Below are 12,253 nucleotides of genomic sequence, written 5' to 3'. Positions count from 1 at the left end.
GCGCGGCTCAGATAGCGCGAAAAAAGCGAAAAACCCGCTCCCCGGCCGGGGAGCGGACTTGGCGCGGACCCTAATCGAGAACGCACGATTTGTGAACCGGGGATTTACCCGCGATTCCTTCACCCGCGCGGGAGGAAGCACAAGCCGCATCCTCCCGCCCGCTAGGGCGACGTCACTTCGGCTTGCCCTTCACCGTGCGCGTTCCCGGCTTGCCGCCCGACGAGCGCCCGACGGGGCGCGGGGGCGCCATGCGGCCGACGGGCCGCGCTTCCCCACCGCCGAAATTGTGCGGCCCCATGTCAGCGTCGGTAGGCTTTCGCGCGCGGGTGCCGATCGCATCGCCCTCGCGGCGCGGCGCTCCTGACCGCGCCTGACGCGCCAGGGAGATGCGCAGCATCGGGCTCGCCTCCCCGAGCAACTCGGCGCGCTGCAGACGCTGAATCTCGTCGCGCAGCCGCGCCGCCTCCTCGAAGGCGAGATCGGCCGCCGCCTCCCTCATGCGCTTTTCGAGATCGGCGATCGTCGCCGCGAGATTGTGGCCGGGCGCGATGTCATAGCCCGTGTCGACCGTCACATGATCCTGTTCGGCGACGGAGCCGAGAATATCGGCGATGCCGCGCTTGATTGACGCCGGCGTGATGTTGTTCTCGCGATTATAGGCCTCTTGCTTGGCGCGGCGGCGGTTGGTCTCGTCCATCGCCCGCTTCATCGAGCCGGTGATCTGATCCGCGTAGAGAATCACGCGGCCGTCTACGTTGCGCGCGGCGCGGCCGATCGTCTGCACGAGCGAGGTTTCCGAACGCAGAAAGCCCTCCTTGTCGGCGTCCAGGATCGCGACGAGGCCGCATTCGGGGATGTCCAGACCCTCGCGCAGCAGATTGATGCCGACGAGCACGTCGAAGGCGCCGAGCCGCAGATCCCGGATGATCTCGATGCGCTCGATCGTGTCGATGTCGGAGTGCATGTAACGCACGCGCACGCCGTTCTCATGCAGATATTCGGTCAGATCTTCCGCCATGCGCTTCGTGAGCACCGTGACGAGCGAGCGATAGCCGATCTGCGCCGTGTCGCGCGCTTCGTCGAGAAGATCGTCGACCTGCGCGCGGGCCGGCCGCACCTCGACCTGCGGATCGATCAATCCCGTCGGGCGGATGACCTGTTCGACGAAGACGCCGCCCGTCTGATTGAGCTCCCAGCTTCCCGGCGTCGCCGAGACTGAAACGGTCTGCGGCCGCATCGCGTCCCATTCCTCGAAACGCAGCGGACGATTGTCCATGCAGGACGGCAGACGGAAGCCATATTCCGCGAGCGTCGCCTTGCGGCGGAAGTCGCCCTTATACATGGCGCCGATCTGGGGGATCGACACATGACTCTCGTCGGCGAAGACCAGCGCATTGTCCGGGAGATATTCGAACAGCGTCGGCGGCGGCTCGCCGGGCCTACGGCCGGTGAGATAGCGTGAATAATTCTCGACGCCGGCGCAGGAGCCCGTCGCCTCCATCATCTCAAGATCGAAGCGGGTGCGCTGCTCCAGCCGCTGCGCCTCGAGCAGGCGCCCCGCGCGGTGCAGCTCCTCGAGCCGCGTTCGCAACTCCTCCTTGATCGCCTTGACCGACTGCAGCAGGGTCGGCCGCGGCGTCACGTAGTGCGAATTTGCGTAGACCTTCACGAATTCGAGATCGACCGTCTTTTTGCCGGTCAGAGGATCGAATTCGGAGATCGACTCGACCTCGTCGCCAAAGAAGCTGATGCGCCAAGCGCGGTCCTCATAATGGGCCGGGAAGATGTCGACGGTGTCGCCCCGCACGCGGAAGGTGCCTCGGGTGAAGTCGGCGCCGGTGCGGCGGTAATGCAGCGCGACGAGATCCGTGACGAGCTGTCGCTGCTCGAGCTTCTCGCCGAGCGTGACCGAGAAGGTCATCGCCGTGTAGGTTTCGACCGAGCCGATGCCGTAGATGCAGGAGACCGACGCGACGATGATGACGTCATCGCGTTCGAGAAGGGCGCGCGTCGCGGCGTGGCGCATGCGATCGATCTGCTCGTTCACCGAGGATTCTTTCTCGATGTAGGTGTCCGAGCGCGGCACATAGGCCTCAGGCTGATAGTAGTCGTAGTAGGAGACGAAATATTCGACGGCGTTATTGGGAAAGAAGCTTTTGAACTCGCCGTACAGCTGCGCGGCGAGCGTCTTGTTGGGCGCGAGAATGAGCGCCGGTCGCTGCACGCGTTCGATCACGCTGGCCATGGTGAAGGTCTTGCCCGAGCCGGTGACGCCGAGCAGCACCTGGTCGCGCTCCTGCGCGGCGACGCCTTTCACCAGCTCGTCGATCGCCGCGGGCTGATCGCCCTTGGGCGTGTAGTCGGAGACGAGTTCGAATCTGACGCCGCCTTCGGATTTTTCCGGCCGCTCGGGCCGATGCGGCGTCCAGGGCTTGCGGTCGCGAAGGTTCGGGTCGCCAAGCCGCAGCAGCTGCGCCAGGCTCTCGGCGGTGGCTTCGACTCCGCCGCCGGCGTGAAAGCCCTCTCCGAGCCCGTATTCCTCGATGTCCTCCTCGTCGAGGCCGTGGACCGAGGAGGCGTCATAGGCGGCCTGCGGCGCCTCGCCGAACCCCGGCGCGAGCGCGGGGTTGAGCAGCTGCGCGAGATGCGGCGCGAGCGGCGCGACCTCGGGCTTCGCCGCCTTGGCGCGCGTCGGCCGCGCGGGATCTCTGGGCTTTTTGGGGGGAGAGGCCATGGCGGCAATATGGGGGAGACGCGCGCGGGATGGAAGCGGCCCTCCCTGTCCCTCCCCCGCTTCGCGGGAGAGGGAACGCTAACAATCGGCGTTAGCGAAATCCGATGAAACGCCGGACCTGCTCCCTCTCCCGCGAAGCGGGGGAGGGCTGGGGAGGGGGCAAATCAAACACGATCATCGCCACGCGCTGCATCGAAAGCGACTTGACGCTGCTCTACAGCGACAGGGACTTCGACCCATTCGTCGAGCGCCTCGGGCTGCGATCGGCAATGGCGTAGCCTCCCGGGCTGGACATTGCCACGGCCGCGCTATTTCGGTTGACAGGAGGGCGCCATGCGTAGAAGTCGATCGAAGATGAACAAGCTTTTCTCTGACGCGTTCAAAATGAGCTTCGCCGCCAATCAGGTGATCGGACTGCGGCTGCTGAAGATCGCCACCGGCGGCGCGCATGGCAAACGCGAAAGCGAACTGATGGTCAGCGAAAAGATCGAGGCCGCCGCGGAAGCCAGCGTCGAGGCTGCGATGAGCGTCGCGACAGGGCGGCCGCACCACGCCGCCGAGCGCGCCCTCGCCGTCTACACGAAGCGGGTCAACGGCAATCTAAGACGACTGACGAAGCGCTGACGGCGACGGCTTGTCGGGGGCGAACCGCGGCGACGCCGCGACGCGCTTGCGCCGCCACATCGCCAGCGCGCAGCCGGCGCTGACAAGCGACGCCAGGCCGAAGGCGGCGTACCATTCAGCCGTGTCGCCCACCGAAAAATCATATTGCCCGATATATTCCTTGGCGCCGTCGTCGCTCGTCGCCCTGACGAGCGCGATATAATTTCCGTCTTTGCTGAAATTATGCGTGAAGCTCGCGGTGCCCTTGTCCGCGAGGTATTTCTTCGGCGGCAAGGCGACGATCGTATTGGCGTCGAGATCATCGCGCCAGTCCGCCTGTCCGACATTGCGCAGCACGCGAATCTCGATGTTCATGTCGCGAAGTTCGACCTGCCGCGCGTCCAAGATGATCATCGTCAGTCCGAGCGTCGGCACATGCCGGCAAAATATCTCGTCTGTCTGGTTTTCTTGAAACGCGCTGAACATCATTTGCGTCGGGCCGACGCTCATCACGCAGTAACGCGGATGTTCCGCTTTGATCTGAGCTTTCGCAGAGCTGGCCGATGCGCAGGCGACCAGCGCGGCGAGCAGGAGTCTCCCCTTCATCGGACCCTCCGGGCAATGCGCAAGACGTTCGGCTGGCCGCCGCCGACTTGCCGCGAAGAGCGATGCACGGCCGCCGCGCCGACGCACGCTCAAGGATCAGAAAGGTGCCGGCAACCCAAGATCCGGCAAACAACGGAATTTGCCAAAGAGCGGCGAGAATTCGCCACCGAGGCGCGCTCCTACTCCGCCTGCTCCAATTCCTCGCGCTCCGCCTCCAGCAGTTTGGCGCGCGCCTCCGCCGCCTCGCGCTGACGGTTCCACATGCCGGCGTAATGGCCGCCGAGCGCCAGCAGCTCCTTATGCGTGCCGCGCTCAGTGATGCGGCCGTGATCGAGGAACAGGATTTCGTCGGCGTCGACGATCGTCGACAGCCGATGCGCGATGACCAGCGTGGTGCGGCCTTTCGCGACGCGCCGGAGCGCCTCCTGAATCTCATGTTCAGTGAAGCTGTCCAGCGCCGACGTCGCCTCGTCGAGAATGAGGATCGGCGGGCCTTTTAGAATCGTCCGCGCGATCGCAACCCGCTGCTTCTCGCCGCCCGAGAGCTTGAGGCCGCGCTCGCCGACCTGCGCCTCATAGGCGTCGGGCACGCTCTCGATGAACCGGTCGATCTGCGCCAGCCGCGCCGCCTCGCGCACCGCCTCGTCGCTCGCGTCCCAGCGTCCGTAGCGGATGTTGTAGCCGATCGAATCGTTGAACAGCACCGTGTCCTGCGGCACCATGCCGATCGCCGCGCGCAGGCTTTCCTGCGTCACGTCCAGAATGTTTTGCCCGTCGATCGTGATGCGCCCGCCTTGCGGCTCGTAAAAGCGATACATCAGCCGCGAGATCGTCGACTTCCCTGCCCCCGACGGCCCGACGATCGCGACCGTTTGACCAGGCTCGGCTTCAAAGCTAACGCCCTTGAGGATGGGCCGGTTCGGCTCGTAGTGGAACGAGACGTTGTCGAAAACGATTCGTCCCTCGCGCACGACGAGCGGCTGCGCGCCGGGCTTGTCCAAAATCTCGGGGCTTTGCGCCAGGATCGAGAACATCGTCTCGATGTCGATGATCGCCTGCCGCACCTCGCGATAGAAGGTGCCCATGAAATTCAGCGGCTGCGCCAGCTGCCCCATCATCAGGTTGATCAGGACGAAATCGCCGACCGTGTTGCGGCCGGACTCGATGCCATAGACGCACATCACCATCATGGCGGTGAGCCCGATGATATAAATCACCGTCTGGCCGGCGTTGAGCACCGCAAGCGAGACGTACGACTGCGTGCTCGCCTGCTCGTAGCGGATCATCGATCTGTCGTAACGCTCGGCCTCCCGCCGCTCCGCGCCGAAATATTTGACGGTCTCATAATTCAACAGGCTGTCGATCGCCTTCTGATTGGCGTCGGTGTCGCTGTCGTTCATCCTGCGCCGAATGGCGATCCGCCAGTTCGTGGCGAGGGTCGTGTAGAAAAAATATGCGCCGAGCGTCGCCAGCAGAACCGCCCCATAGCGCCAGTCGAACTGGAAGAGGAAAATGCCGAGGACCAGCCCCATTTCCAGCACGGTCGGCGCGCCGGTCGACATGATGAGACGCGACAGCGTCTCGATGCCGTTGCGGCCGCGCTCGAGAACGCGTGTGAGCCCGCCGGTCTTTCTGCCGATGTGAAAGCGCAGCGACAGCTCGTGCATATGCACGAAAAGGTCCGTCGCCAGTCGCCGCACGGCATGCATCGCCACGGCCGCGAAGACGCCGTCGCGCATCTGCATCAGCACGACCGTGGTGACGCGCATGGCGCCCATCAGCAGCGTGAAATAGACCGCGGCCGCCCCCGCTTTCGCCCACGCGCCGGCGCCGCCCTCCGCGAGCGCGTCCGTCGCCCATTTCAACGCGTAGGGCGTCGCGGCGTTGAAGAGCTTACTGACGACGAGCAGCGCGAAGACCACCGCGACCCGGATCTCCAGATCGCGGCGCCCGCGCGGCCAGATATAGGGCCACAAATGTCGTATCGTCTTGAAAAGAGACGATTCTGACAGCTGCGGAGCGGCCGTGGGCTGAAGCGCAGCCTCGTCCTCATCGAGCGCGTCGGGATCGCTCGATTCGCCTTCGTCAGGTCTAAGCATGAGACTCCAAATGGACGGATGGGTCCGCTCGCGCGGCGTTTTGCGTCATATATGACGTTTAGAGGGAATACGCACCCCGCGCCGGTCAGGCGAGAGCGCTGCAGGAGAATGCTGCAAGAGAACGCTGCAAGAGAATGAAGATGAGAGAAATTAGAAATGTCTGCGTGTATTGCGGCTCCTCGGTCGGCTCCGATCCGCGCCACACGGCGGCCGCGCGGGCGCTGGGCGCGGCGCTCGCACGAGCTGGCATCGGGCTCGTTTATGGCGGCGGCGCCATCGGTCTTATGGGGGTTCTGGCGAAGGCCACGCTCGCCGCGGGCGGCGTCGTTACGGGCGTCATCCCCGAATTCCTGGACCGAAGAGAAATTCCTTTCATCGGCGCGACCGAGCTTATCGTCGTCGACGACATGCACACGCGCAAACGGCTGATGTTCGAACGCTCGGACGCCTTCATCGCGCTGCCCGGCGGCGTCGGCACTCTGGAGGAATTGACCGAGCAGCTGACCTGGATCCAGCTCGGCCGTCACACCAAGCCGCTCGTGATCGCCGACATCGCCGGCTTCTGGCGGCCGCTGCTGTCGCTCTTCGCGCATATGCGCAATCAGGAGTTCATCGGCGAACGCGACGACGTCCGCTATCTCGTGGCCGAGCGGGTCGAAGACATCCTGCCGATGATCTTCGCGGCGATCCGCCATTCGCCGGACATCAGCGAGACGGCGGTGACGGAGCGGCTTTGATTTGGACGCGAAGGCGAGCGAAGCGGGACCGCGATCAAGAGCGACTCTATAAAACGAATTTCACCTATTCGGTGGGCCTGTCATTCCCGGCAAGCCGGAAGCCTGACCGGGAATCCAGAGCCGATCCAGAAGCGCCGATTTTGCTCTGGATTCCCGATCGCGCTTTGCGCGCGTCGGGAATGACCCGCGAGAAATTCGGACGGAAATGAGGCGCCTGTTCTCATTAAGATACTTCCCAAAGAGGATCTTTGAGGTATCTCGACTGAGTCGTTTCGCGCTCGACGGAGATCAGCAGCTTGTAATTGATGGCGTCGACGAGCGCCTCGAAGGACGCGTCGATGACATTGGCCGAAACGCCGACCGTCGACCAGCGCTCGCCCTCGGCGTCGGCACATTCGACGAGAACGCGCGTGACCGCATCGGTGCCGCCCTGAAACACGCGAACGCGATAGTCGACGAGCCGCACATCCTCGATGAAGCGCTGATAGGCGCCGAGATCCTTCCGCAGCGCGAGATCGAGCGCGTTGACCGGACCATTGCCTTCGGCGGCGGAAATCCGGCTTTCGCCATGGACATTGATCTTGACGATGGCCTCGGCGCCTTGGTCCTCGAAGCCGCCGTTAATCGAAAAGCGGCGATCGACGGCGACGCTGTAGCGCTCGATGTCGAAGAAATGCGGCGCTTCGCCGAGCACGCGTTTGGCCAAGAGAAAGAATGACGCGTCGGCGCCTTCATAGGCGTAGCCCTGCGCCTCCTTATCCTTCACCTCGTCGAGAAGACGCCCAAGGCGGGGATCGTCCTTGTCGAGGACGACGCCGAGCCGCGCGAGCTCGGACAGGATGTTGGAGCGCCCCGCCTGATCGGACACGAGCACGCGTCGCATGTTGCCGACCGTTTCCGGCGCGACGTGTTCGTAGGTGCGCGGATCGGTCAGCACGGCCGAGGCGTGGATGCCCGCCTTGGTCGCAAAGGCGCTGGCGCCGACATAGGGCGCGTGGCGGTTGGGCGCGCGGTTGAGAAGCTCATCGAGCGCGTGGCTCACGCGTGTGAGATGCGTCAGCTTCTCTTGCGTCACGCCGATTTCGAACCGCTCCGCGAACTCGCTCTTGAGCAGTAACGTCGGGATGATCGTCGTGAGATTGGCGTTGCCGCAGCGCTCGCCGAGGCCGTTGAGCGTGCCCTGAATCTGGCGCGCGCCGGCCCGCACGGCGGCGAGCGAGTTCGCCACCGCCTGACCGGTGTCGTCATGACAATGCACGCCGACGCGTTCGCCGGGAATGTGCCTGACGACATCGGCGACGATGCGCTCGACCTCGTGCGGCAGCGTGCCGCCATTGGTGTCGCACAGCACGATCCATCGCGCGCCCTCGTCACAGGCGGCCCTGGCGCAGGCCAGCGCATAATCGGGGTTCGCCTTGAAGCCGTCGAAGAAGTGTTCGCAGTCGACGGCGACTTCCTTGCCGCGAGCGACCGCAGCTCTTACGGATTGCGTAACGCCTTCGAGATTGTCCTCTTCCGTCGAACGTAAGGCGACGCGAACCTGAAAGTCCCAGCTCTTGGCGACGAAAGTGACGACGTCGGCGGCGCTGTCGAGCAGCGCCGCGACGCCGGGGTCATTCTCGACCGAGCGGCCCTGCCGGCGCGTCATGCCGAAGGCGGCGAAGCGCGCGTTCAGTTTCGGACGCTGGGCGAAAAACTCCGTGTCGAGCGGATTAGCGCCTGGATAGCCGCCTTCGATGTAATCTATGCCGAGCTCGTCCAGCATGGCGGCGATCTGACGTTTGTCGTCGAGCGAGAAGTCGACGCCGGTCGTCTGCGCGCCGTCGCGCAGCGTCGTGTCGTAAAGCGTCAGCTTTTCCTTCGCCATTTCCTTGGCCATCAATGCGCACTCCCGGCGGGCGCCGCCAGCTCCTTGGTCATCGTCGTATTGCCGAGCCACTGGCCGCCGATCTCGATCGTGTTGCGCGTCTTGGCCACATAGCCCCGCGCAGCGAAAAAGTCGCGCGCCGCGTCGGAAGCGTCGACGGTCAGCGTCTTGGTTCCGCGGCCGGCGGCGAGCTTCTCGATCGCGTCGGCAAGCGCCGAGCCGACGCCGCGTCGCGCCATCTCCGGCCGCACATACAGCATATCGAAATGATTGTTGTCCTTCAGCGACGCGAAACCGGCGATATCGCCGTCGACGAGCGCGACGATCGTCAGCTCGCCCGCGAGCAGCGCGCCGAAAGCTTCTTCGTCGTCGGCCTTGGACGCCCAGGCCTCGCGCTGCGCCTCGTCGTAATCATCGGCGGCGAGTTCGTCGACGCTCTCGCGAAAGAGCGCCGCGAGCGTCGCGGCGTCCGCCGGCAGAAACGGCCGCAACCCGGGCGTTTGCGCGCTGCGCGCCATCAGACGACCTCGAAGGCGCGCAGCAGATGCCAGGCGATGAAGGCCGCGAGCGCGAGCACGAGCAGCTTGAACGCGAGATAGAGCGCCCAGTGGCGCTTGAAGGGAAGCGACTTCTTCCAGTCATCGTTGGACATCAGGATATTCCCTTCTGTTCACCCCACCCGGTTCGCTTCGCGAACCACCCTCCCCGCCGAGGGACGGGACTGCATACGCAAAACGCAAAAACTCGAAGACGACGAGTGCATAAGCGATTGATCGATACGCCGGCTCGCGCCGTTCCTATCCCTCCCCCTTGCGGGGAGGGTGGCGCGCGAAGCGCGCCGGGTGGGGGAAACGCCCTCGCTCCTCACGACGCCTCCGCCATGTATTCTTTCGCCCGGGCGATGATCGTCTCCACGACGCCGATCAGATCGGCGTCGATCTCGCTATTCCAGAAGCGTAGCACGCGGAAGCCGTTCGCTTGAAAAACAGAGTCGCGTCTGGCGTCTCGGCGAAGTCCTTCCGTCTCGCCGTGCTGGGAGCCATCGGCTTCGACAATCAGCCGATATTTGTAACAAACGAAATCGAGCACATAGCCCTCGAGCGGAACCTGGCGACGAAAGTGAAAACCCTGCGGACGCAGCTTGCGCAACTGCGACCAGAGTTTGACTTCCTGCGGCGTCATGTTCTTGCGCAATTCGCGCGCGCGAGGGTTGGCCATGTCCGTCACCCCACCCGGTTCGCTTCGCGAACCACCCTCCCCGCCAAGGGGAGGGATGGGGCTGCATCAGCATAACGCGTAACTTCATGCGCCACAGACTGCACGAGCGATTGATCGTTGCGCAGAGTTACGCCGTTCCTATCCCTCCCCCTCGCGGGGAGGGTGGCGCGCGTAGCGCGCCGGGTGGGGGGAACGACAAGCGCAAAACTCACCGCTTCACCTCCCAAGTCGTCGTGCCGTCCTTATTGTCCTTGAGCGCGATGCCCATCGCGGCGAGCTCATCGCGAATGCGATCAGACTCGGCCCAGTTCTTTGAAGCGCGGGCGGCAAGGCGAGCGGCGATGAGAAACTCGGCTCGTCTTGAAAACTCATTCGAGTCCACCTCATAATCTAACGCCCCGTACCTGGTCCCATGTCGATCGTCCTTAACATGCACATGCTCTCGGCCGAGCGCTTGCTTCATTATAAGCTGTCGATCGTTATTCCTATTGGCAATGGCGGTCTGCAATTCATCCAGCAGTCGCTTCGCACGGGGGGACGCCATTCCGGCACCCCCAACGTGGAATTTATTATGAACCTGATATAATTCACGCCGAATGATGCCGAGCCATTCACAAGATTCCATCAATGAATTTTTGGCGTTTTCATTGCCTTGCGACGCCTGTTTCGCCAGCGCGTGCAATGCCGTCACGGCATCTGACGTATTCAAATCGTCCAACAGCGGAATAAGAACTTCTGGGGCAACTCGGGCGGGTTCATTAAGCGGTCGGCCGAGAGCGCCGGCGTTGTACATCGCGGCACCCCAGGACCTTAAATCGACTTCCGCCTCATCGAGAGCCTTGACAGTAAAGTCTATCGGCTGGCGGTAATGCGTTTTTAACATTGCAAGCCGCAGCACTTCGCCTGACCACGAACGTCCGCCGAATTTCTCCGTGTGCAGCAGCTCATGAATCGTGACGAAATTCCCCAGGCTCTTGGACATCTTCTCGCCCTCGACCTGCAGGAAGCCATTATGCATCCAGTAATTCGCCATCACCTCGCGATCGAAGGCGCAGCAGCTTTGCGCGATCTCATTCTCGTGATGCGGAAAGACGAGGTCGATGCCGCCGCCATGAATGTCGAAGGTTTCGCCCAGATGCGCCCAGGACATCGCCGAACATTCGATATGCCAGCCGGGACGTCCCCTGCCCCATGGGCTGTCCCAGCCGGGTTCGTTTTCCTTTGAGGGCTTCCACAGCACGAAATCCATGTCGCCGCGCTTATAGGGCGCGACGTCGACGCGCGCGCCGGCGATCATTTCATCGAGCGAGCGCCGCGACAGCCGTCCGTAGTTCGGCATCGAGGGCACGTCGAAGAGCACATGGCCGTCGGCCGCATAGGCGTGGCCTGACGCAATCAGCCGCTCGATGATCGCGATCATCTGCACGATGTGCTCAGTGGCGCGCGGCTGCATGGTCGGTTCGAGACAGCCGAGCGCCTTCACGTCCGCCTGGAAGACCCTGTTGGTTTCTTCCGTCAGTTCCCGAATGGAAATCCCGCGCTCGGCGGCGCGCGCGTTGATCTTGTCGTCGACGTCGGTGATGTTGCGAACATACGTCACGTGCTCGGCGCCATAGAGATGGCGCAGCAGTCGAAACAGCACGTCGAAGACGATGAGCGGCCGGGCGTTGCCGATATGCGCGTAGTCGTAGACCGTCGGCCCGCAGACATACATCCGCACATTCGCGGGATCGAGGGGACGGAACTCCTCCTTCTTCCGCGTCAGCGTATTGTAGATTTTCAGCGCAGGCGTCGACATGAATTTCCCCGCAAGGCCGGCGGCCGGGGCGTCGCTTCATGTCGTTTGGAAAGACGTGACGGCACCGGCCAGCGTGATCGCTAGCTGATAATGGTCTCGCGACAAATGGTGAGCCGAAGCGTCATGGCGGCGACCATGCGCCCAAGCGCGCCGCCCCGTCAAGCGCGAGCCCCGAAACTTCGCGCGGCTTAACGGGCGTTTTACCGCTCTGCGCTACCTCTGGCGACGGGTTGTCGGGGTCGCGTGGGGCTTTCCGTGATGTTGAAATTCAAGGCGCCGGCGGGGCGTCGCGTTTTTGCGCAGCTGCTTGCGGGAGCGCTGATGTGCGCTGGCTACGGAGGCGCGGCGCAGGCCGAGGCCGGCGCGGGCGCCGCTTATGTCATTTCCGATCAGGAGGGCTACGGCCTGACGGAATGCCTCACGCACAAGGCCGAATGCGGCAAGATCGTCGCCGATTCCTGGTGCGCGGCGCATGGCCACGGCGCGGCCAGGGCGTTTGGCCGCGCCGATGATGTGACCGGCTCAATCGAGGCGAAGGCGCCGGACGCCTCGATCGGGCCCGACGCGGCGGTCGTCGCCTGCCTCGATTAG

General features: G+C 63.8%; 12 protein-coding genes. 4 read left to right on the top strand and 8 right to left on the bottom strand.

The window, feature by feature from the left end; all coding sequences use genetic code 11:
* Positions 1–172: 172 nt before the first annotated feature.
* The gene (gene uvrB / locus AC0X69_RS18990) at positions 173–2,734 is read right to left on the bottom strand and encodes an excinuclease ABC subunit UvrB (protein ID WP_482609785.1); all 2,562 of its coding nucleotides are present in this window, start codon (positions 2,732–2,734) and stop codon (positions 173–175) included.
* 104 nt (positions 2,735–2,838) lie between these two features.
* Here uvrB and AC0X69_RS18985 point away from each other — a divergent pair, with 104 nt between their 5' ends.
* Both AC0X69_RS18985 and AC0X69_RS18980 read left to right on the top strand, forming a co-directional pair.
* Positions 2,839–3,012: a PIN domain-containing protein gene (locus AC0X69_RS18985; protein ID WP_482609783.1), complete on the top strand. Its 174-nt coding sequence runs from the start codon at positions 2,839–2,841 to the stop codon at positions 3,010–3,012.
* Between the two features lie 55 nt (positions 3,013–3,067).
* Positions 3,068–3,358 carry a hypothetical protein gene (locus AC0X69_RS18980; protein WP_482609781.1) on the top strand — a complete coding sequence of 97 codons (291 nt, stop codon included), beginning with the start codon at positions 3,068–3,070 and terminating at the stop codon, positions 3,356–3,358.
* Here AC0X69_RS18980 and AC0X69_RS18975 read toward each other — a convergent pair.
* Both AC0X69_RS18975 and AC0X69_RS18970 read right to left on the bottom strand, forming a co-directional pair.
* Positions 3,335–3,943 (bottom strand): hypothetical protein, encoded by a 609-nt coding sequence (locus AC0X69_RS18975; RefSeq protein WP_482609779.1) that lies wholly within the window; start codon positions 3,941–3,943, stop codon positions 3,335–3,337. The two genes, AC0X69_RS18980 and AC0X69_RS18975, sit on opposite strands and share 24 nt — an antisense overlap.
* Positions 3,944–4,122: 179 nt before the next feature.
* Entirely contained in the window at positions 4,123–6,042 is a 1,920-nt protein-coding gene (locus tag AC0X69_RS18970) for an ABCB family ABC transporter ATP-binding protein/permease (protein ID WP_482609777.1), read from the bottom strand.
* A 140-nt stretch (positions 6,043–6,182) separates the two neighbouring features.
* Here AC0X69_RS18970 and AC0X69_RS18965 point away from each other — a divergent pair, with 140 nt between their 5' ends.
* A complete protein-coding gene (locus AC0X69_RS18965) occupies positions 6,183–6,779 on the top strand; it encodes an LOG family protein (protein ID WP_482609775.1) in 597 nt (198 codons plus the stop codon).
* 223 nt (positions 6,780–7,002) lie between these two features.
* Here the strand turns inward: AC0X69_RS18965 and cimA are convergent, their stop codons facing one another.
* The 5 genes from cimA to cysS form a co-directional block, all read right to left on the bottom strand.
* Positions 7,003–8,646 (bottom strand): citramalate synthase, encoded by a 1,644-nt coding sequence (cimA, locus tag AC0X69_RS18960; RefSeq protein WP_482613449.1) that lies wholly within the window; start codon positions 8,644–8,646, stop codon positions 7,003–7,005.
* An 11-nt stretch (positions 8,647–8,657) separates the two neighbouring features.
* Entirely contained in the window at positions 8,658–9,164 is a 507-nt protein-coding gene (locus AC0X69_RS18955) for a GNAT family N-acetyltransferase (protein WP_482609773.1), read from the bottom strand.
* Positions 9,164–9,298, bottom strand: coding sequence for a hypothetical protein (locus tag AC0X69_RS18950; protein WP_482609771.1), 135 nt, complete (start codon positions 9,296–9,298; stop codon positions 9,164–9,166). Before AC0X69_RS18950 ends, AC0X69_RS18955 begins: the two co-directional genes overlap by 1 nt.
* A gap of 212 nt (positions 9,299–9,510) precedes the next feature.
* The gene (locus tag AC0X69_RS18945; protein ID WP_482609770.1) at positions 9,511–9,864 is read right to left on the bottom strand and encodes an endonuclease domain-containing protein; all 354 of its coding nucleotides are present in this window, start codon (positions 9,862–9,864) and stop codon (positions 9,511–9,513) included.
* A 208-nt stretch (positions 9,865–10,072) separates the two neighbouring features.
* Positions 10,073–11,662: a cysteine--tRNA ligase gene (gene cysS, locus AC0X69_RS18940; RefSeq protein ID WP_482609768.1), complete on the bottom strand. Its 1,590-nt coding sequence runs from the start codon at positions 11,660–11,662 to the stop codon at positions 10,073–10,075.
* A 258-nt stretch (positions 11,663–11,920) separates the two neighbouring features.
* On the opposite strand from cysS, the gene AC0X69_RS18935 reads away from it, so the two are divergent.
* Positions 11,921–12,253, top strand: coding sequence for a hypothetical protein (locus tag AC0X69_RS18935; protein ID WP_482609766.1), 333 nt, complete (start codon positions 11,921–11,923; stop codon positions 12,251–12,253).

It is taken from the genome of Methylocystis sp. Uni0008 (genome assembly GCF_056838045.1).
The sequence above is the reverse complement of the archived record's forward strand: the minus strand, read 5'-3'. Positions and strand labels throughout refer to the sequence as shown.

Bases quoted from the DNA above. Each gene is read 5' to 3' on its own strand.
- uvrB (WP_482609785.1), bottom strand. From the start codon at position 2,734: ATGGCCTCTCCCCCCAAAAAGCCCAGAGATCCCGCGCGGCCGACGCGC.
- AC0X69_RS18985 (WP_482609783.1), top strand. From the start codon at position 2,839: ATGAAACGCCGGACCTGCTCCCTCTCCCGCGAAGCGGGGGAGGGCTGG.
- AC0X69_RS18980 (WP_482609781.1), top strand. From the start codon at position 3,068: ATGCGTAGAAGTCGATCGAAGATGAACAAGCTTTTCTCTGACGCGTTC.
- AC0X69_RS18975 (WP_482609779.1), bottom strand. From the start codon at position 3,943: ATGAAGGGGAGACTCCTGCTCGCCGCGCTGGTCGCCTGCGCATCGGCC.
- AC0X69_RS18970 (WP_482609777.1), bottom strand. From the start codon at position 6,042: ATGCTTAGACCTGACGAAGGCGAATCGAGCGATCCCGACGCGCTCGAT.
- AC0X69_RS18965 (WP_482609775.1), top strand. From the start codon at position 6,183: ATGAGAGAAATTAGAAATGTCTGCGTGTATTGCGGCTCCTCGGTCGGC.
- cimA (WP_482613449.1), bottom strand. From the start codon at position 8,646: ATGGCGAAGGAAAAGCTGACGCTTTACGACACGACGCTGCGCGACGGC.
- AC0X69_RS18955 (WP_482609773.1), bottom strand. From the start codon at position 9,164: ATGGCGCGCAGCGCGCAAACGCCCGGGTTGCGGCCGTTTCTGCCGGCG.
- AC0X69_RS18950 (WP_482609771.1), bottom strand. From the start codon at position 9,298: ATGTCCAACGATGACTGGAAGAAGTCGCTTCCCTTCAAGCGCCACTGG.
- AC0X69_RS18945 (WP_482609770.1), bottom strand. From the start codon at position 9,864: ATGGCCAACCCTCGCGCGCGCGAATTGCGCAAGAACATGACGCCGCAG.
- cysS (WP_482609768.1), bottom strand. From the start codon at position 11,662: ATGTCGACGCCTGCGCTGAAAATCTACAATACGCTGACGCGGAAGAAG.
- AC0X69_RS18935 (WP_482609766.1), top strand. From the start codon at position 11,921: ATGTTGAAATTCAAGGCGCCGGCGGGGCGTCGCGTTTTTGCGCAGCTG.